We start from the raw sequence: 19,302 nt of genomic DNA, 5'->3' as shown, positions 1-19,302 counted from the left end.
ATGCTCGGCATACACACTCCCACGGCACTGAGTACTGTCTCGATACCCGTCGTGCCCGGAATCGGCGGCGCGGAAGTGACCGCACTGTTCCCGCTGGTCACCTTCCTGCTGATCGTCGCCTTCGGCCGGTATCTCCCGCTGAAAGGCGCATTTCTCGGCATCGTTTCGACGGGCGTCGGACTACTCGTCGCCATCGCGACGGTCGTCCAGATTGCGACCGGCGCGGGCCCGCGTCACGAGACGCTTCACACCCTCGTCGCGGGCGTCTCCGGCGAAGGCGTGACGCTCACCTTCGGTATCCTTATCGATCCGCTCTCGGCGCTGATGCTCACCATCGTCGGGCTGATCTCACTTCTCGTCCACCTCTTCTCACTGGGCTACATGAACGCCGAGGGCGAGATCGATCTGCCGCGGTACTACGCCGCACTCTCGCTGTTTACCTTCTCGATGATGGCGTTCGTCATCAGCGACAACCTGCTGATGTCATTCGTCTTCTTCGAGCTCGTCGGGCTGTGTTCGTACCTGCTGATCGGCTTCTGGTACCGCGAACCCGGCCCCGCGAGCGCCGCGAAGAAGGCCTTCCTCGTGACTCGGTTCGGGGATTACTTCTTCCTGATCGGCGTCGTCGCCGTGCTCGGAACCTTCGGGACTGCGCAGTTCGCGTCCTTCGCTCCGGGCGTCGAGTCCTCCTTCGTCGAAATCGCGACCGAAGCACTCGAACACGGCGAGACTGGCGAAATGACCACCTACCTTGGATTCGGCGAACGGGCGTGGATCACCGTCATCGGGTTGCTCGTGCTGGGCGGGGCAATCGGCAAGTCCGCGCAGTTCCCGCTGCACACCTGGCTGCCCGACGCGATGGAGGGTCCCACCCCGGTTTCGGCGCTGATCCACGCGGCGACGATGGTCGCGGCCGGTGTCTACCTGATCGCGCGGATGTACGGCTTCTACGCGCTCTCGCCGACCGCGCTCTCCATCATCGCGCTGATCGGTGGCTTTACCGCCTTCTTCGCCGCGACGATGGCGCTGGTCAAACAGGAGCTCAAGCAGGTGCTCGCGTACTCGACCATCTCGCAGTACGGCTACATGATGCTCGCGCTGGGCGGCGGCGGCTACATCGCCGCAGTCTTCCACCTGACCACTCACGCCATCTTCAAAGCGCTGCTCTTCCTCGGGGCCGGTGCGATCATCATCGCCATGCACCACGAGGAGAACATGTGGGAGATGGGTGGGCTGAAAGACGAGATGCGAACCACCTATCTGACCTTCCTCGCTGGCTCGCTCGCCCTAGCTGGCATCTTTCCATTTGCAGGCTTCTGGTCGAAAGACGAAGTCCTGTTCGAGACGCTGGTCCACGCGCTGGGTGGCGGGTCGCCGGTACTCTTTGTCGCCTACGCCTTCGGGCTGGCTGCCGTCGTGCTGACGGCGTTCTACACCTTCCGGATGGTCTTCCTGACCTTCCACGGAGATCCGCGGACGGACACCGCCGAGAGCCCCGACCCGGTCACCTGGAGTATGAAGGTGCCGCTGGTCGTGCTGGGCGTGCTCTCGGTCGTCGCGGGCGTGCTCAACATGGGTGTGCTCAAGAGCGTCCTCCCCAAGGAAGCGCTCTTCCTCGAACAGTGGCTCAACGGCGCGGCGATGGGCGAGGAGTTCACCGAGTCGGCGCTCACCGCCGAACACTACCACCACGTGCTGACGCACGACTTCGGCGCGGGCTACTCGACCGGCTACGCCGGTCTCGGTGAGGGCACACTGGCGCTGGTCGGCGGCGTGCTGGCGCTCGTCCTCGCGGTCGTTCCGGCCGTCGCCGCGTGGCGACTCTACGGCGGCGCAGACCCCGACGCACACATGACGAAACTCGGCGGCATTCGGACGGTACTTATGAACAACTACTATCAAGACGAGTATCAGGTCTGGTTGGCACGCGGGTTCACACTCCCGGTCGCAGCGCTCGCGAACAAGTTCGATCAGGGGCTCATCGACGGTCTCGTCGACGGCTCCGGCGGCGTCAGTCTGTTCGCCGGCGGTCGGTTCCGACAGATCCAGACCGGTGTTGCGACGACGTACGCGGCGTTGCTGGTGCTCGGACTGCTACTACTGATTGCCGTCTTCGCGATCAGCGGGGGGTGGATCTAGATGTTGATCGAACTCCTGCTCGCGGCGACGTTCGTCAGTGCGCTGTGGGTCTTCCTCGCTTCCGACGACACCGCGCCGAAACTCGCGGCGTGGCTCAGCCTCGTCCCGCTCGGGATCACGCTGTACATGTGGACGCAGTTCGACGCCGCGGGCAACGCTCTGCTGGCCGGCAGCGATGTGGCCTTCCAGACACAGATCGACTGGTTCCAACTCGGGCAGTACTCGCTGCAGTACCACGTCGGCGTCGACGGGCTGAGTTTCCCGCTGGTCATTCTCGTGACCGTGTTGACGACGCTCGCCATCGTCTCCTCGTGGACGCCAATCGACGAGCGCCAATCGCAGTTCTACGGGCTGATGTTGCTCATCGAGACGGCGCTGCTGGGCGTGTTCACATCGCTGGATTTCTTCCTCTGGTTCATCTTCTGGGAGGCCGTGCTCATCCCGATGTACTTCCTGATCGCCGTCTGGGGCGGTCCGCGACGGAAGTACGCCGGGGCGAAGTTCCTCCTGTACACGAATCTCGGCTCGCTGGTGATGTTCGTCGGTCTGTTCATGCTCGTGCTCGGACTCGGCGACTCGCTGACCCAACTCAGCCTGCCCGCGATTGCGCAGGCGTTGCAGGCGGGCGAACTGAGCCAGACAGTCTTCGGCCTCGGAGGTGCCGACCTGCGCGCAGTCGCGTTCCTGCTGCTGTTCCTCGGCTTCGCGGTGAAGGTCCCAATCGTCCCCTTCCACACCTGGCTGCCGGACGCACACGTGCAGGCCCCGTCGCCGGTGTCGGTTATCCTGGCCGGGGTGCTGCTGAAAATGGGAACCTACGCGCTGTTCCGGTTCAACTTCACGATGCTCTCCGATATCGCGACGAGTTCGCCGGCCGCAGAGATCATCGCCGCCGTCGGGGTGATCAGCGTCATCTACGGCGCGATGCTCGCGCTGGCCCAGCGTGATCTGAAGCGGATTGTCGCCTATTCGTCCATCTCGTCGATGGGCTACGTCATCGTCGGGCTGGTCGCGTTCACGCCGCACGGCATGAGCGGCGCAACCTTCCAGATGGTCAGTCACGGCCTCATCTCGGGACTGCTGTTCATGTCCGTCGGTGTGCTCTACAACGCGACGCACACCCGGATGGTCGGCGATATGGCCGGCCTCGCGGATCGGATGCCGATCACGGCGTGGATCTTCGTCGCCGGTTCGTTCGCCTACATGGGGCTGCCGCTGATGAGCGGCTTCGTCGCCGAGGTCTTGATCTTCATCGGCGCGTTCGACTCGACTGTGGTCTCTGGTGCGCCGCTGTTCACTGCGGTTGCGATGTTCGGCATCGTCATCGTCGCGGGCTATCTGCTCTGGGCGATGCAGCGAGCAATCTTCGGTTCCTTCGAGCTCGAAACCGACTACGATGTCGAGCCGGCACCGGTACACGACGTGGCACCGCTTGCCGTGTTGCTCGGACTGATCATCCTGCTGGGCATCCAGCCCGACCTCATCTACGAGGCGATCCAGGACGCCGTCGGGCCGGTGCTGGAACTCAACGCAATCGTCCCTGATCTGCCTGCGCTGTTCTCGGGAGGTGAGATCTGATGAGCGAAGTCACGACGCTTCCGGACTGGACCGCGATTGCGCCGGCACTCGCATTGCTCGGAACCGCCTTCGTCCTGCTGCTGGCGGATATGATCGACCCAGACGAGTCGGATGGGACGCTGTTGAGCGGCATCTCGGTCACGGGCGGACTGGTCGCGCTCGGCTTCACGCTGTGGTATCTGCTCGCCGGTACCGGCCAGCCCGCAGGTTCACAAGGGCCGACCGAGGGTGCCATCGAACTGTTCAACGCCACCCTCGTCGTCGACGGGATGTCACTGTTCTTCACGGTGATCATCACGAGCGTCGTCGTCCTGATCACCCTCGCGAGCCACGAGTACCTCCGCGACCATCCGTATCAAGCGGAGTACTACTCGCTGGTGCTACTGGCTTCGACGGGGATGGTGATGGTGACCGTCGCGAACTCCTTCGTGACCGCGTTTATCGCCATCGAACTCGTCAGTCTGCCCTCTTACGCGCTGGTCGCCTCGCTCAAGTCCAACGAGGGCAGTGTCGAAGGTGGACTGAAGTACTTCCTGATCGGCGCGCTGTCTTCGGCAATCTTCGCATATGGTATCTCGCTGGTCTACGTGGCGACCGGCTCGCTGCAGTTCGATGCGGTCGCGGCGGCGATTTCCGGGACTGACTACGCCAGCCTGCTCGGCCTCGGAATGCTGATGGTCCTCGGCGGAATCGCCTTCAAGATTGCCGCCGTCCCGTTCCACTTCTGGGCACCCGACGCCTACGAGGGCGCGCCGGCACCCATCTCGGCGTTTATCTCCTCGGCCTCGAAGGCCGCCGGCTTCGTGCTGGGCTTCCGGGTGTTCGTCGACGTGTTCGGAGCGGCGACCGGCATCTTCGACTGGGTCGACGCTTTCCTGATCATCTCCATCGTGACGATGACCATCGCCAACTTCACGGCGCTTCGTCAGGACAACGTCAAGCGGATTCTCGCCTACTCCTCGGTCGCCCATGCAGGGTACATCCTGATCGCGCTGGCGTCCTTCACGGGAACCGTCGAGGGCGAAATATCGATTCTCGGCGCAGGAATGGCTCACCTGTTCGTCTACGGGTTCATGAACACCGGTGCCTTCCTCTTCATCGCGCTGGCGGAGTACTGGGATATCGGCCGAACAATCGAGGATTACCACGGGCTGGGGACGCAGGCACCCTTCGCCTCGGCAGCGATGACTGTCTTCCTGTTCTCGCTTGCAGGGCTGCCGATCGGTGGCGGCTTCTTCTCGAAGTTCTATCTCCTCTTCGCGACGGTCACCGGCGGGCAGGAACTGCTCGGGGCCGCGCTGGTCATCAACAGCGTCGTCTCGCTGTTCTACTACACCCGGATCGTCCGGGCGCTGTGGGTCGAAGATCCGAACGGTGATCTCGAACTCGCGGAGTACCCGACTGGACTGTACGCTGCGATTGCGCTGGCCGCGCTGGGCACGATTCTGCTAATCCCCGCCTTCGGCGTCGTCATCGAGTACGCCGAAGTCGCCGCGCGGATGATCGGCGGCTAACCGAAACGACGAGTTCTCGCCTTTTGTGTGGAGCGGGCCGACTTGCTGTCGTCAGTAGTTCCGCTTTCGCCGCCAGAGTCGTTGCCTTACTTGAAAACCCCGCAATATCACGGGAATAATTGGACGTTGGAGCGCCCACTGTGACTAATTGTCACGGTGGGGGCAGATACCGGGGTGGAGAGGGTCGTTAACAGCGGGGTACGTTGTCGGCAACAGAACGGGGATGCCTCCGCTGTCGTTGCAGTGGGACCGGTGAGTCGGGGTCCCACCAGCGCGCACACAACGACCGATTCGGAACCATGACTGAACACATGCACCTCGACCGACGGACGTTCGTTCGGTTGGCAGGCGCGGGAGGCGTCGCAGCAGTCGCGGGATGTCAGGGTGGGGAGGAGCCAGCCGAGCAGGATGAGGAATCGACAACAGACACACCACCGGAAGATTCAGACGACTCCGACGGCCCCGAATACACGTTTTTCGACGACCAACAGGCAGCGACGGTGACGAGCGTTGTCGACCGGTTGTTACCGCCCGGTGAGGATCGTCCCGCAGCAAGCGAAATCGGCGTGGTCCGGTACATCGACCGCGCGCTCACGCGGGAGCCGTTCTACGAAACTGCCCACGATGACCGCCGGTTTCAGGACGCATACGAATCCGGGCTGGCGAAACTCGACGAGACAGCACAGTCGATGTTCGAATCGCCCGTCAGAGAACTCGACGACGAACAACTCGACGAACTCATCGGGAGCATCCTCGACCGGTCGGCCCCCGAATGGGAGGATGTCCCGACAGCTAGCGCTGTCACGATGACCGTCCCGGCCGAGGCGTTCGTGACGGTGCTTCGTGACCACGCCGTTGAAGGATACTACTCACAGCCGAAATACGGCGGTAACGTCGATCTAGCGGGCTGGAAGCAGGCCGGTTACGTCGGCCCGTTCGTCGAGGGCTACCGGCCAGACGAACTGAAGCCGCCCTGGAAGTCACTCGAAGAGCACGAGGCCGAGAAGACACGACCATCCGATCTCTACGGCGAGTTTGGGGGTGAAAGCGATGCCTGATGCCGATGTCGTCATCGTCGGCCTCGGGGCGGCCGGCGGCGTCGTGGCCCGAGAACTGGCGACGAACGACCTCTCGGTCGTCGGAATCGAAGCGGGGCCGATGCCGGGCGTGCACGATCAGGACGAACTGAGAAACGTCATCGACGCTCGACTGAGCAACACAGTCCACGACACGCCGGAAAGTTACAGGCAGTACGACCAGTCCTCCGAGGAGGCGACGGAGGGGAAATTCAACCTCTACGGACGATGCGTCGGCGGATCGAGCGTTCATTACTGCGGCGTCATGTGGCGACTGTTGCCGAAGCATTTCAACATGCGCTCGGAGTTCGGTGATCTCGAGGGCGCAAACGTCGCGGACTGGCCGATCGACTACGAGGATCTCAGGCCGTACTACGAGCGAGCCGAGACAGAAATCGGTATCAGTGGGCCGGACGGCGGGCAGCCGACTCATCCCGATTCGTGGTCGTACCCGATGGACCCGGTCCCGGAGACCCGAAGCGGTGAGTTGTTCAGCCAGGGTGCCGAGGAGCTTGGATTACGACCGTTCAGTTCGCCGCAGGCTGTCCTCACCGAATCCTACGACGACCGCCCGGCGTGTACGTACTGCGGGCACTGCTGTTTCTACGGCTGTTACGAGCAAGCCAAAGGCGCTAAATCGAACTCACTGGTGGCGATGATTCCAGAGGCCCGGAACTCTGGTAACTTCGAGATTCGTGACGAATGCCTCGCGAAGAAGGTCCTCGTCGACGGTGACGGGAGTGTGACTGGCGTCCGGTACGTCGACAAAAGCGATGGGACAGAAAAGGAGGTGACAGCCGATGCAGTGGTTGTCTCGGGCAATTCCATCGAGACGCCCCGATTACTGTTGAACTCCGCTTCCGAGCACCATCCCGATGGCCTCGCAAACAGCAGCGGGCAGGTTGGCCGGAACCTCATGTTCCACATGGACTACACCCAGATCTTCGCAAAATTCGAGGAGCCAACCAAACAGAACCGTGGCACCTGGAGCAACAAAGCCGTCGACGATTTCATCCTCCCGGACCGCATCGACGAGGATGTCGATTTCATCACTGGCAGTAATCTCCAACTCGCATCGGTCAACGCGCCGATGCTGTACGGCGGGAACTGGAAGCAACTGTACGCCGGCGGCAAGACGCCACCGGGCACGCCGACCTGGGGAGAGGGCTTCCTCGACGAAATGAGCGACTTCGAGAACATCGTCTGGGTGTGGGCGCCAGTGGAGGACGTGCCCCGAGAGCGCAACCGCGTCCAGCCCGATCCGAACAACACCGACGAGTGGGGGATTCCCGGCGTCGAGATCACCTACGAGAATCACCCGCAGGACTTCCGCGCACAGGAGTACGTCGTCGAGCGTTGCAAGGAAATCTTCGAGGCCGCGGGCGCGACCGAGGTCTGGAGTGCTGGAACGGGCGCTCACCACCGCGGGAGTTCACACCTGATGGGAACCTGTCGGATGGGGCGCGATCCAGCGTCGTCGGTCGTCGACAGCTTCGGCCGGACCCACGACGTCGAGAATCTCTTCGTCGTCGACGGGAGCCAGTTCGTCACCTCAGCGGGGTACAATCCGACCGAGACGATCTACGCACTCGCGTTCCGGACTGCCGAGGAGATTCGGACAGAGTGGGTGTGATCGTACCCGTTCACGTCGGTTCAAAACTGCCAAGTTCCCCCGCTCGCTCTCCCATGGTATGAAAGCGACAGCGAAGGCTCACCCGATTCAGGGGCTGGTCAAGTACCACGGCATGCACGACGAACAACTGCGCCTGCCGTATCACGATTCGATAAGCGTCTGTACCGCACCGAGTCACACGAAAACCACCGTCGAGTTCGATCCCGACCTCGCCGAGGATCAGTTCGAGATCGACGGCGAATCCGTCGAGGGCCGCGGGGCCGAGCGGATCGAGTCGGTTGTCGATCACGTCCGCGACCTCGCAGAGATCGACCACCGTGTTCGGTTCGTTTCGGAGAACTCCTTCCAGACGAACATCGGCTTCGGCTCCTCCGCCTCCGGATTCGCCGCGGCGGCGACGGCACTGGTCGAGGCTGCCGGACTGGAGATGACGCGACCGGAAATTTCCACGGTCGCACGCCGGGGGTCGGCCTCGGCCGCCCGCGCTGTTACCGGTGCGTTCTCACATCTGTACGCCGGCATGAACGACGACGACTGTCGGTCCGAACGGATCGACGTATCCGACGACTTCGAGTCTGACCTCCGCATCGTCGCCGGGATGGTCCCCTCCTACAAGGAGACCGAAGCGGCCCACGAGGAAGCCGCAGAGAGTCACATGTTCCAGTCCCGGATGGCCCACATCCACGAGCAGATCCAGACGATGCGAGATGCGCTTCGAGAGCCCTCCTTCGAGCGAGTGTTCGACCTCGCCGAACAGGATTCCCTCTCGCTTGCCGCGACCACGATGACCGGTCCCGCGGGCTGGGTCTACTGGCAGCCCCGGACCATCGAGATTTTCAATACCGTCCGCGAACTCCGCGAAGAAGACGTTCCGGTCTACTTCTCCGTCGACACCGGCGCGAGCGTCTACGTCAATACGACCGCGGAGTACGTCGAGGAAGTCGAGTCTGCAATCGCCGACTGCGGCGTCGAGACGCGGGTCTGGGAGGTCGGTGGTCCCGCGCGAGTGCTTGCGGAGAGCGAAGCACTGTTCTGAGCTCAGAAGAACTCGCCCAGATACACCTGCTGTGGCTCGAACGTGGCCGATAGCGGTTCGAGGATCGATTCGTCTCGGACGGTCAGCTCACCCAGTTTCTGGAGTCGCTCGACGCTGTGCGTGCCGACGACGAGCTGTGAGAGTGTACCGACATCGGTCGTGACAGCGGGCGTGTCGCCAGTCTCTCGGACGCACAGCCCATCTTCGCTGGTCTCGATTCGAGCGACAGTCGACTCCTCGGTGAGCGGATCGGTAATCTCGAACGAACAGTCCAGCCCAGTGTCCGGCCACGAGAGTCCATCGAGTGCGAACACGGACGGGAGTCGAACCATCGGTCCGGGATCGACCGTGTATTCGACGCGCTCGGGTTCGGCGACCCGGTCGAGCAGATTCGACTCGGCGGGCCGGGTGAAGCTAATTCGTTCGACCTGCGCGCCGTGTGTTCCGAGAAAAGAGAGTATCGCCCGGTACGCTTCCTCGTCGGCGTAAGCCATCGTCTCGACGGTGAGCGTCTCCTCCTCGTCGTCAGCGACGGTGTATGTCAGATAGGCACAGACCTCGCCGTCACGTTCGTAGCCGTAGATGTACGGCTGCGTGTCGGTAGCCCAGTCTGTGAGCGTACGCTCACGCCACCACGCCGGCGAGCGTCGCAGTGAGAGGTTTCGGTCCTCGCCGTGGGCGTGCTCTGCGTCATGGAGCAGTTCCCAGTCGTCAGTTCCGAGCGAGCGCATGTGACCCTCGCTGTCGTGGCTCGGCAGCGCCGCAGGCGGACACTCGTAGCGGGCTTGGTAGTTTGCCGTGGCCCAGCCGAAATCCGCGTAGAAGGCCGTCTCGAAGGGCCACAGCGCGACGAGACGAGCGCCGCGATCCTCGAAGGCGTCGAGTGCGTGCCGGCAGAGTTCGCGGACGTATCCCTGCCGCCTGTCTTCCGGTGGTGTCGCCACCGCGCCGAGGCCGCCAATCTGTTCGTAGCCGTCGCCGAGTCTCGCGTCGAGGTCGTAGAGTTTGCAGGTGCTCCGGAGTCGCCCCTCCTCGTACAGCCCGCGGGGGTCGAACAGGTCGGGCGGCCACTGCTCGATCTCCGCTTCATCGTCAGCGAGTGGCCCATCCTGCGGGGCGAAGGCGTACCGCAGAATCTCGTCGTACCGGCGCCTGTTAGCGTCGGAAACCCGGCGAAACGTACTCATACCGGAGGGTGACGGGCCCGGATCAAAAGCGTATCTCTCAATCGTCGATCGACGCCTCCGAAGAGGCCTCCGACCCGCTCGGTGGACCGCCGCCGGGTGCGCCGCGAACGTCGCCCGTCTTCCACGTCCCCCGTCTGAACCACGCGTAGGCGATGACCGCGCCAGCGATGTTGGAGACGATGAATCCCCACCAGATTCCGGTCGGCCCGATGGCCGTAACAAGTTCGGGAACGGTGAGACTCCGCCCGGCGACCGTCAGGGTGTAGGGCCCGAAGCCGTGGGCGAGGACCGCGGCGACCGGCAGGCGGATGAATCCGAGGAAGGAAACGGCGACGACTGCGGCCATGAGCGTGTGGCCGGATCCCCGGAACGCACCGGTGTACGCGCGCATCACGCCGATGAAGCCGAAGGTGAGCGCAACGTACCGGAGGAAGTCGGCAGCGATATCGACGACGGCCGGATCGTTCGTGAATACGGCAGCGATGGGCCGTGGAAAGAGGAAGATCAGGACGCCCAGCCCCCCGAGTATGACGAACATCCACTTGGCGGCGAACTGGGTCGCGGTGCTGGCCCGGTCGACGCTGCCGGCACCCACGTTTTGGCCGACCATCGTCTCGACACCCTGCGAGACCGCAATCGCGGGCAGGAAGATGACCGAGAAGATCCGGATCCCGATACCGTAACCGGCGACGACGGCCGTCGAGAAACCACCGACGACCAGCAGCAGGGCGTTGACCGAAATCGCCCGCCCGGTTCCCTCGATAGAGGCCGGGACGCCGATTCGCAGGATCTTCCGGAAATACGCGAGATCCGGCCGCATGTCGGCGAGGCGGATCTTGACACCCCGGTGACCGGCGAACATGATCGCCAGCCCAGCGACCATCGCCACACCGCGGGAGAACACCGTCGCGTAGGCCGCTCCCTGAATCCCCAGTTCCGGGAACGTGACGGTGCCGATCAGCGGCGCGTTCGGGAGGAGCGTCCACCCGAAGATGAGAAACGGATCCAGCGCGATGTTGAGCACAACCGAACCGAACATGACGACCATCGGCGTGACCGTGTCACCGTAGCCCCGCATGAGCGAGATGAAGACGAAAAAGCCGAACATCAGCGGGAGGCCCAGTGAGATGACCTGTAGATACTCGGTCGCGGCCACCACGGTCGCGGGTTCAGCACCGAAAAATCGCAGGAGTGGTTCGACGATGAAGTAACCAATTACTCCGAGAACCGCCGCCAACACGAACGAAAACATGACTGTCTGGGAGGCAGCGTACTCCGCCTGGCGGTCGTCGCCAGCGCCCGTGTTCTGGGCTACCAGCACCGATCCCGCCACGGAGAGACCGAGACCGAGCGAGATCAACAGAAAGACCAGCGGAAAGCCGAAAGAAATCGCCGCCAGCGCCGTCGTCGAATACTGCCCCAGCCAGAACGTGTCCACGAGGTTGTAGGCGGTCTGAAGCAGGTTCGTGATCACGATGGGCAGCGAGAGCCAAAACAGCGGCATCCCGATGTCACCGCTCGTGAGGTCCAGATCGTCGGGTCCTTTGAACATTACGCGATCACCCCACGGACGGCAGAACGGCTCACGGTAGGCGGGCAGGCCGGCAAAGAGGGCAGGAGGGAACTCAATAGATTCCACTGCGCGGCAAACCAGTACACGAATAATCTGAGGGAGTGAAAACGCATATACCTTGTGAATGAATATTCATTCATCATGGGGACGCCTGATCCGTTTCAGTCGGCACCGGAGAACACGCGGACGGAGATCATGCAGGCGACGTACGATGCGCTCCGTGAGCACGGCTATTCGGGACTGACCATCGACCGAATCGACGAGAAGTTCCCGAAGAGCAAATCGCTCATCTACCAGCATTACGACGGCAAGGACGACCTGCTCGTCGGCTTGCTGGCGTTTTTGCTGGAGCGCTTCGAGGAGAGTGTCCCCAGCGACGAGACGGACGATCCCCACGAGCGACTCGAAGAGCTACTGAACCACGCGATTCCGACCACTCCGGATTCGGAGTGGACGGAGTTCGCACAGGCGATGACGGAACTTCGCGCACAGGCGGCCCACGACGACGCCTACCGCGAGCAGTTCACCCGGACCGACCGCTTTTTCAGCGAGCAGTTCGCCGACGTGATCGAGAACGGAATCGAAGAAGGGCTCTTCCGGGAGGTCGACCCCGACCAGACAGCGTCCTTTCTCATGTCGATCATCCACGGAACCAGAAACAGACGGATCACGACCGGAGATGGAACCGTTCACGATGCCGTCAGGGCAGAATTGAACGAGTATATCGAGCAACGACTACTCGTTTCGGAGTGAGCGTCAGGACGCCGACTGCTGGCCCGCGTCCTCGGGCGAGTGGATTTCTTTCAGTTGGTCAACGGTCGGTGCCGTGACCACCGTCACACGCGAGCCGTTCGTTCTGATGGTCAGTGCCATCTCGTATCCCGAGTCGCCATCGAACTCGTAGGTGTTGTTGCCGACTTCCTCGCCGCCGCGGATGTCGATCAGTTCCTTGTAGCTCTCGACGAACGGCTCGGCGCTTTCGGCGCTCTCCCAGGTCGTCGTCCAGACAGCACCAGTGTCGTTGTTCGGTCCCTGATAGGTGTACAGGCGGTCGCCGCGCCAGCCCTCGGTTTCGGGCTGGAGGTACCGGTAGGTTCGGAGATCACCGCCCGCCAGTAACTCGAATTGGCTGTATATGCCCTCCGTGCCAGCTTCGAAGGTCGGAGCGATGAACATCGCGGAGATACCTGCGACGCCGACCTGTTCGTACCCCGGTCCGAACGAGCCGTTGTATCGGTCCCAATCTGCCGAACTCCGGTCGGGGACGGTAAATTCGGTGGGCTCGAACTCGGGGTACCGTTCGGGTCGGATGACTTCCAGCGCGCTGGTCGGCGGGTCGTCGTACGCGTCGTTGACCGCATCCCAGCCGTCGCCGTTCTCGTAGAGGGACTCGACGAACGCCGGTCCGTCGTTGTACGGTTGCAACGTCTGGAAGAGCAGGCCCCAGTTCGCGGGCTCTGGCGGGGAGCTATCGCCGCCTTCGCTACCGTCGCGATAGCTCAGACAGCCGTGTTCCCAGCCACCGTCCGCACAAGCCTTTCGATACTGCTGTTCGACGTAGTGGACATCGCCCTCGATGAGTCCGAGAATCGCCTTGTCGCGGTCGACCGTATCGCGTTCGTACTGGGCGAGATCGAACTGTTGGTCCTGAATCGCGTGGCCGAGTTCGTGGGCCAGCACCGCCTCGTCGATCGTCAGATTCTCCGCATCCTCGGAGACGATGACGATCTGATCGGTGAGATAATTGTACGTGCCCGCAACGGCCGCACCCCGGTTCTGCTCGCGCTGTTCGGTGCTATCGGTTTCCGTTTCCGACATCAGTCGGATCGCGAGTTCGGCGTTGTCCGCCAGCCGCTGCTGCTGAGAGAGGTCGAACAGGCCGGACTGGTTCTCCCGAAACTGCTCGCGAGTCTGAATCTCGACCGGCGGGACGCCCTCGTCGGCCGTGAGACAGCGAATCGCCTCAAACCGGGCGGCGGCCCGGGCGCTCACCATCTCGATTTCGGTCTCGTTGAGTCCGCCCGCGGCGTCGATATCCAGTTGTTCGTTGTACCAGTAGCCCTCGACCCAGCCAACAGTCTCGGAGCTATTGCCCGCCGGGTCGGCGTAGTCTGCCGGCGGGGTCGCGGCACACTCACTTACGAGTGCCGGCCGAGTGGAGTCTCCGGACTCCCCCTCGTCGGTCGAGTTCCCCGAAGAATCTTCGTTCGTTGATTCCTCACCGACCGACGATTCGGGGTCATCGACGCTTTCGAGTCCGGTCTCGGGAGCCTCCCCCGGATCGAGCGCTGGCCCGCCAGTGACGGCCAGTACGCCGAAGGTTGCCAGAATGGCTGCAACGACAAACAGTGCTCGTCCGTTGCTCATTACGAGTGTACTGGACCGCGAAATAAATAAACGAACCGTTGAGATTCAGTCGTCGCCGAGGATGACTCGCTCGGTCATCTTCGCGGGGTCGAGCACTTCGTCGGCTTCCTCCTCGCTCAGATAGCCTTTCTCGATGGCGACCTCACGGACGGATTTCCCCTCCTTGAGTGCGGCCTTGGCAACTTCGCTGGCCTTGTCGTAGCCGATTGCTGGGTTCAGTGCCGTCGCCAGCGCCATGCTCTGCTCGACGCGGTCAGCACAGTGCTGCTCGTTGGCTTCGAGTTTCCGGACGAACTTCTCGGCGAAGACCTCGCTGCTGTTTGCGAGGATGTTGGCCGATTCGAGGAAGTTGTGTGCGAGCACCGGCTTGTAGAGGTTCAGATCGATCTGCCCCTCCGCGGCGCCCGCGGAGACGGCGGCGTCGTTGCCGACGACCTGCTTGTGGACCTGATTGATGGATTCGGCAACGACCGGGTTGATCTTGCCTGGCATGATCGACGATCCGGGCTGGTTTTCCGGCTGTTCGATCTCGCCGAGACCGTTTCGCGGCCCCGAGGCCAGCAGGCGCAGGTCATTTGCGATCTTGTTCAGACTGCCTGCGATGGTTCGCAGGGCACCGTGGGCCTCGCTCATCGCGTCGTGGGCGGCCTGTGCCTCGAAGTGGTTGTCGGCCTCGCGGAAGTCGATGTCCGTCTCCTCGGAGATGTACTCCGCGGCGAGTTCGGGGAACTCGGGATGGGTGTTCAGTCCCGTCCCGGTCGCGGTTCCACCGAGAGCCAGTTCCGAGAGGTGCTCGCGCGTGTTACGCACGCGCTCGATCCCTTTCTCGACCTGCGTGCGGTAGCCGCCGAACTCCTGACCGAGCGTGACGGGTGTGGCGTCCTGCAGGTGGGTGCGACCCGTCTTGACCACGTCGTCGAACTCTTTCTCTTTGGCTTCGAGTTCGTCACGCAGCGCGGCCAGCGCGGGGAGCAGGTCTCGCTCGACTGCCTCCAGGGAGGCAACGTGCATCGCCGTCGGGATCACGTCGTTGGAGGACTGGCCGTAGTTGACGTGGTCGTTCGGGTGGATCTCTCGCGTTCCGATCTCACCGCCGTACAGTTCGGTCGCGCGGTTCGAGATGACCTCGTTGGCGTTCATGTTCGAGGATGTGCCCGAGCCAGTCTGGAAGATGTCGACGGGGAACTGGTCGTCGTGTTCGCCCGCGATGACCTCGTCGGCGGCATCGATGATACAGTCGGCTTTGTCCTCTTCGAGGAGGTCCAGATCCCGGTTTGCCTGGGCGGCACCCTTCTTGACGATACCCAGCGCGCGGACGAAGCGTCGCCCGAACGTGCTGTTCGAGATTGGGAAGTTCTCGATTGCTCGCTGGGTCTGTGCGCCCCAGTACGCATCTGCCGGCACCTGCATCTCGCCGAGACTATCTTGCTCAGTTCGGTATTCGTCGTCTGTCATACCTCGACGTTTGGCCCGGGGTGCGTAAAAGCTACTGAAACCGTCCCGTCGGGGACGTGCCAGCGCATTCACACTGATATTTAAGGTATCGGAGGTGACAGTGTCATGTACACAGCGGTGGCGGTGCGGTACCGTCACTCGTGGGTTGGGGAAACACAATGGTAGTCCAGGAACAGACACTCTACGCGATCGCGACAGCGATTGCGCTCGTGGCAACGGTCGTCGCAGCGTTATCGGTTCGGAAATACAACAACAGGTCACGCCAGCACGTCGCTGCGATTGCACTCTCGCTCGGACTGCTGACGGTCGGCTATGGGCTGATGGCCCTGGATGTACTTGTCATCTCGACACCGGACGGCGAGCCGGTCTATCTGAGTCGGTTCGGCCTCTACACGGTGACCTACACGTTTTTGATGAGCTACGTCGGGTTAGTCGCCGGGGCGAGCCTCCGGTACCGGCTGATTCCTGCCGTCGCCACGCTCGGGTTCGTCTACGGGACAGTCGTCGTCCAGTTGGCACCGGCACCGTTCGATTCCCTCGGCAGTCTCACCGTGCTCGCGAGTCTGGCTGTCGTGGTGTGGGCCTTCTTTGGCCCGCTCACCCGGGCAGCCCGGTCGGTCTCCGGGAACCGACGGCTACTCTTTGTCAAGCTCCGCAATCTCGGCGCGCTCATCTTCCTGTCGTATCTGCTGCTCGCGCTGCTGACGCGGCAGGCACTCGGCCTGTTCGACGCCTTCATCGGTGTGTTCATCGCCGCCTACGTCGACCTGCTCGCACACCTCGGACTCACGGGGTTGATCATCTACTCACGGGAGGCAGTCGAGGAACTGGCCGACGAGCACAAATCGCCGCTCGCGACGTTCACCAGCCGCTCCGGAGCCACTGACGAGTCGGATAGCAAAAAGCAGCCGGCTGACGACTAGAGCCCGGGACCGCCGCCCTTGGAGCCAAGCGTCGCTGTCCCGGAGGGCTGGTCGCCGAACGCGGAGCCACCCTCGACTGTTTCGAGTTTGCCCGCGACTTTCCGGCGGTTGACCTCGCCGATTCGGTCAGCCATCGATTCGATCAGTTCGACGGCCGAGTCGTGGACCGGGCTGGATTCGTTTTTGACGACCGGATCGGTCGTTCCGTCGGCGCCGAAGTCCTCGTGAATCGGGAGCGACCCGAGGTTGCGAACGCCGTAGTCCTCGGCAATTGTCTCCGCACCACCAGAGCCGAACGGATCGTGCGTGTCGCCGCAGTTGCCACACTGGAACGCGCTCATGTTCTCGATGATACCCAGTACGGGCGTGTCGTGTTTCTCGAACAGCCGCAGCCCCTTCCGGGCGTCGTCGACGGCCATCTGCTGGGGTGTCGTGACGATTGCCGCGCCCGTAACCGGCAGCGTCTGGAGCAGATCTAGCGACGCGTCACCGGTCCCCGGCGGCAGGTCGACGACCAGGTAATCGAGCGTCCCCCACTCCACGTTTTCGAGGAAGTGAGTCATCACGTTGTTGACCATTGGCCCACGCATGATGGTCGGGTCGTCCTGATTTTTGGTCATGAAATCCATGCTGATAACCTTCACACCGTCAGAGACGGCCGGAACCATTCGTTCTTCTTCGGGCGTGACACCGGGGTCCTCGTCGACCGGGAGGATCCGCGGGACGTTCGGCCCGTGGATGTCGGCATCGAGCAAGCCCACGCGACCGCCGAGTTTGTCCAGTCCGGCCGCGAGATTCGCCGCGACGGTCGTCTTCCCGACGCCGCCTTTGCCTGAGGCGACGGCGATTACGTTGCGGATGTTGGGGAAGACTTCGTCGTCGAAGGCATCGATATGATCCACATCGGCGTGTAACTGGGGTTCGTAGCCCGCCTCGCGGATCACCTCGCGGATCTCCTGGCCGAGATCCATCTCCGTGGGTGCAAACGGAGAGTTGAACGCCAGCGAGATGTGTGCCGTCTCGCCGTCGATCTGGACGCTGTTGACGAGATCCGAGGAGACGATGTCATCGCCGATCAGTGGCTCCTCGATCTCACTCAGTCGATCCATGAGCTCTTCTTCACTGGTCATACACCTCCCTAGGGACCGCAATGGTGTGTCCCTTTCGGGTTCGGGACGTGGTCGTGACTACGAGTTGAGACGTGCGCAGACAAAAATCGAGACGAAAGGATCAGTTGCGGACTAGCCGCCGAAGAAGATGAACCGGATGACCATCGTGACGGCGTAGAGCCCGCCCCATAGCGAGAGGACGAGGCTCGCGAACAGTGATAAGCCCAGCACAGTCGTGCTGTACTCACGCGGTTTCCCGAGGAACCATCCCAGGAACAGCGTGTACACTGGCAGTCCGATCACACCGAAGATGACCCAGATTCCGGGGTTGAGAACATCCCAAGTCATGCTGACACCTCCTCATCTTCGCCGCCGGTCGGAACTCCTTCGTGATCACCGTCGTGGTCGTCGTGATCCTCCACCGCGTGGAGTTCGACGACCGGGAACAGCTTCAGGATAATCATGAACAGGAGCGTACACAGGGCGACCGTTCCGCCCAGCGAAGCCAGTTCAACGATGCTCGGCGTGTAGTGACCCGGCACAGCGTGGTAGAGGCTAAACGTCGGGTACTCCAGGCCCTCGAAGACGAACAGGATTTTCTCGGAGAGGGTCGCGTACAGCGCCATGAAGGAGACGATGACCGACCGTCGTTTCGAGAAGACCCGGTCACTGAGCGACGAGGCGAAAATATACCCGAGGACGATGGTCATGAGAATCACCATGTCCACGTAGATCGGCTGAGTGACCGTCGCCCACGTCACCTTGCGCAGGTCAAGCGGCGCGGCGTACAGCCCGTTGATCAGCTGCTGGAGCTGCAGCCAGATGTACAGCAGGCTAAAGAGGCCCAGCCACTTCGTTAGTCCCTTGAATACCTCGTCAGTGAGGATGTGATCCCAGTCGTAGGCCCAGCGAAGACCGTGGGAGATGATGATCACACCGCCCAGCGCGGAGGTGAGTGCAATCGAGAGGAACTGTGGTCCCTGGATCGCACCCTGCCACTTCGGCATCGACGGCAGCAGCGCGAACAGCCACGGAATCACACCACCGTGGAGCAGCAGCGGCGCGAGGATGATGATCCCCAGCGCGAGCCACCAGACCATCCGCTCGATGATCTCGTCTTCTTTTTTCGTGTAGCCGATGGTGAGCGCGGAGTAGACCGGCCCGAGGTAATCGGGCAGTTTGTGTCGGAGTCGGACGATGTCGTATCGGAGCGTCAATCCGATGTACGTCGCCGTCAGGACGAAATAAAGCGTAATGACGGTCAGGTCCCACACCAGCGGTGACGAGGTTACCGTCCACGGGTAGGCCTGTATCACGCTGACGACCATCCGGTCAGGTCGACCGGTGTGCATGACGATGTACAGCCCCGCCATACTCAGCGCGGTCAGCGTCAGTAGCTCCGCGACGCGGGCCACTGGCTGGTACTTTTTCATCCCGAACAGCCGGACGGCTGCCGAGAGGATAATCCCACCGTGTGCGATACCGACCCACCAGATGAACGCCCCAATGTACAGTCCCCAGGTCACACCGCCACCGCTCCCCCAGTCACCGAGGCCGGTGACGATGAGGCCGTTCTGGAGCTGCCAGCCCCAGGCGGTCAGCCAGAGGATGATCATCAGCGAGGCGGCGCCGAACCCGGCAAACCACCACTTCGAGGTGTTCAGGATGGGCTGAATGATGTCGTCGGGTTGTGGTTCTCTCGTTGCCATAAA

General features: G+C 62.5%; 15 protein-coding genes. 8 read left to right on the top strand and 7 right to left on the bottom strand.

All coding sequences use genetic code 11. The annotated features are described in order from the left end of the window. From nuoL to mvaD, 6 genes are all read left to right on the top strand, one after another. Entirely contained in the window at nt 1-2,139 is a 2,139-nt protein-coding gene (gene nuoL / locus V8P86_RS00430; protein WP_336325260.1) for an NADH-quinone oxidoreductase subunit L, read from the top strand. Next, a complete protein-coding gene (locus V8P86_RS00425) occupies nt 2,140-3,717 on the top strand; it encodes a complex I subunit 4 family protein (RefSeq protein ID WP_336325259.1) in 1,578 nt (525 codons plus the stop codon). It abuts the gene before it with no gap. Next, the gene (locus V8P86_RS00420; protein WP_336325258.1) at nt 3,717-5,231 is read left to right on the top strand and encodes an NADH-quinone oxidoreductase subunit N; all 1,515 of its coding nucleotides are present in this window, start codon (nt 3,717-3,719) and stop codon (nt 5,229-5,231) included. The genes V8P86_RS00425 and V8P86_RS00420 overlap by 1 nt, the downstream gene beginning before the upstream one ends. 299 nt (nt 5,232-5,530) lie before the next feature. Continuing rightward, entirely contained in the window at nt 5,531-6,289 is a 759-nt protein-coding gene (locus V8P86_RS00415) for a gluconate 2-dehydrogenase subunit 3 family protein (protein WP_336325257.1), read from the top strand. Then, nucleotides 6,282-7,940, top strand: a complete 1,659-nt coding sequence (locus V8P86_RS00410) for a GMC family oxidoreductase (RefSeq protein ID WP_336325256.1) — start codon at nt 6,282-6,284, stop codon at nt 7,938-7,940. The genes V8P86_RS00415 and V8P86_RS00410 overlap by 8 nt, the downstream gene beginning before the upstream one ends. Nucleotides 7,941-7,998: 58 nt before the next feature. Continuing rightward, nucleotides 7,999-8,976 (top strand): phosphomevalonate decarboxylase MvaD, encoded by a 978-nt coding sequence (gene mvaD / locus V8P86_RS00405; RefSeq protein WP_336325255.1) that lies wholly within the window; start codon nt 7,999-8,001, stop codon nt 8,974-8,976. Between the two features lie 2 nt (nt 8,977-8,978). On the opposite strand, the gene V8P86_RS00400 is transcribed toward mvaD, so the two are convergent. Both V8P86_RS00400 and V8P86_RS00395 read right to left on the bottom strand, forming a co-directional pair. Continuing rightward, nucleotides 8,979-10,163, bottom strand: coding sequence for a GNAT family N-acetyltransferase (locus tag V8P86_RS00400; RefSeq protein WP_336325254.1), 1,185 nt, complete (start codon nt 10,161-10,163; stop codon nt 8,979-8,981). A gap of 37 nt (nt 10,164-10,200) precedes the next feature. After that, nucleotides 10,201-11,715 (bottom strand): MATE family efflux transporter, encoded by a 1,515-nt coding sequence (locus tag V8P86_RS00395; protein ID WP_336325253.1) that lies wholly within the window; start codon nt 11,713-11,715, stop codon nt 10,201-10,203. Between the two features lie 162 nt (nt 11,716-11,877). Here V8P86_RS00395 and V8P86_RS00390 point away from each other — a divergent pair, with 162 nt between their 5' ends. Beyond that, nucleotides 11,878-12,489: a TetR/AcrR family transcriptional regulator gene (locus V8P86_RS00390; protein ID WP_336325252.1), complete on the top strand. Its 612-nt coding sequence runs from the start codon at nt 11,878-11,880 to the stop codon at nt 12,487-12,489. A gap of 3 nt (nt 12,490-12,492) precedes the next feature. Here the strand turns inward: V8P86_RS00390 and V8P86_RS00385 are convergent, their stop codons facing one another. Together V8P86_RS00385 and V8P86_RS00380 are read right to left on the bottom strand one after the other, a co-directional pair. After that, a complete protein-coding gene (locus tag V8P86_RS00385; protein ID WP_336325251.1) occupies nt 12,493-14,103 on the bottom strand; it encodes an Hvo_1808 family surface protein in 1,611 nt (536 codons plus the stop codon). 45 nt (nt 14,104-14,148) lie between these two features. Then, nucleotides 14,149-15,558 carry a class II fumarate hydratase gene (locus V8P86_RS00380; protein ID WP_336325250.1) on the bottom strand — a complete coding sequence of 470 codons (1,410 nt, stop codon included), beginning with the start codon at nt 15,556-15,558 and terminating at the stop codon, nt 14,149-14,151. A gap of 158 nt (nt 15,559-15,716) precedes the next feature. On the opposite strand from V8P86_RS00380, the gene V8P86_RS00375 reads away from it, so the two are divergent. Continuing rightward, nucleotides 15,717-16,481 (top strand): bacteriorhodopsin, encoded by a 765-nt coding sequence (locus tag V8P86_RS00375; RefSeq protein ID WP_336325249.1) that lies wholly within the window; start codon nt 15,717-15,719, stop codon nt 16,479-16,481. Here V8P86_RS00375 and V8P86_RS00370 read toward each other — a convergent pair. The 3 genes from V8P86_RS00370 to nrfD form a co-directional block, all read right to left on the bottom strand. Then, nucleotides 16,478-17,611: an Mrp/NBP35 family ATP-binding protein gene (locus V8P86_RS00370; protein ID WP_336325248.1), complete on the bottom strand. Its 1,134-nt coding sequence runs from the start codon at nt 17,609-17,611 to the stop codon at nt 16,478-16,480. The two genes, V8P86_RS00375 and V8P86_RS00370, sit on opposite strands and share 4 nt — an antisense overlap. 111 nt (nt 17,612-17,722) lie before the next feature. Continuing rightward, on the bottom strand, nt 17,723-17,938 hold the full coding sequence (locus V8P86_RS00365; RefSeq protein WP_336325247.1) for a hypothetical protein: 216 nt from the start codon (nt 17,936-17,938) through the stop codon (nt 17,723-17,725). Then, entirely contained in the window at nt 17,935-19,299 is a 1,365-nt protein-coding gene (gene nrfD / locus V8P86_RS00360) for an NrfD/PsrC family molybdoenzyme membrane anchor subunit (protein WP_336325246.1), read from the bottom strand. Before nrfD ends, V8P86_RS00365 begins: the two co-directional genes overlap by 4 nt. Nucleotides 19,300-19,302 lie beyond the last annotated feature (3 nt).

It is taken from the genome of Halovenus anhuiensis (assembly GCF_037080055.1).
Lineage (GTDB): Archaea > Halobacteriota > Halobacteria > Halobacteriales > Haloarculaceae > Halovenus.
The sequence above is the reverse complement of the archived record's forward strand: the minus strand, read 5'-3'. Positions and strand labels throughout refer to the sequence as shown.

Excerpts from the sequence above, each read along its gene's own strand:
- V8P86_RS00400 (WP_336325254.1), bottom strand. The coding sequence starts at position 10,163 with ATGAGTACGTTTCGCCGGGTTTCCGACGCTAACAGGCGCCGGTACGAC.
- V8P86_RS00365 (WP_336325247.1), bottom strand. The coding sequence starts at position 17,938 with ATGACTTGGGATGTTCTCAACCCCGGAATCTGGGTCATCTTCGGTGTG.
- V8P86_RS00425 (WP_336325259.1), top strand. The coding sequence starts at position 2,140 with ATGTTGATCGAACTCCTGCTCGCGGCGACGTTCGTCAGTGCGCTGTGG.
- V8P86_RS00370 (WP_336325248.1), bottom strand. The coding sequence starts at position 17,611 with ATGACCAGTGAAGAAGAGCTCATGGATCGACTGAGTGAGATCGAGGAG.
- V8P86_RS00395 (WP_336325253.1), bottom strand. The coding sequence starts at position 11,715 with ATGTTCAAAGGACCCGACGATCTGGACCTCACGAGCGGTGACATCGGG.
- V8P86_RS00385 (WP_336325251.1), bottom strand. The coding sequence starts at position 14,103 with ATGAGCAACGGACGAGCACTGTTTGTCGTTGCAGCCATTCTGGCAACC.
- V8P86_RS00420 (WP_336325258.1), top strand. The coding sequence starts at position 3,717 with ATGAGCGAAGTCACGACGCTTCCGGACTGGACCGCGATTGCGCCGGCA.
- mvaD (WP_336325255.1), top strand. The coding sequence starts at position 7,999 with ATGAAAGCGACAGCGAAGGCTCACCCGATTCAGGGGCTGGTCAAGTAC.
- V8P86_RS00380 (WP_336325250.1), bottom strand. The coding sequence starts at position 15,558 with ATGACAGACGACGAATACCGAACTGAGCAAGATAGTCTCGGCGAGATG.
- V8P86_RS00375 (WP_336325249.1), top strand. The coding sequence starts at position 15,717 with ATGGTAGTCCAGGAACAGACACTCTACGCGATCGCGACAGCGATTGCG.
- V8P86_RS00410 (WP_336325256.1), top strand. The coding sequence starts at position 6,282 with ATGCCTGATGCCGATGTCGTCATCGTCGGCCTCGGGGCGGCCGGCGGC.
- V8P86_RS00415 (WP_336325257.1), top strand. The coding sequence starts at position 5,531 with ATGACTGAACACATGCACCTCGACCGACGGACGTTCGTTCGGTTGGCA.
- V8P86_RS00390 (WP_336325252.1), top strand. The coding sequence starts at position 11,878 with ATGGGGACGCCTGATCCGTTTCAGTCGGCACCGGAGAACACGCGGACG.
- nrfD (WP_336325246.1), bottom strand. The coding sequence starts at position 19,299 with ATGGCAACGAGAGAACCACAACCCGACGACATCATTCAGCCCATCCTG.
- nuoL (WP_336325260.1), top strand. The coding sequence starts at position 1 with ATGCTCGGCATACACACTCCCACGGCACTGAGTACTGTCTCGATACCC.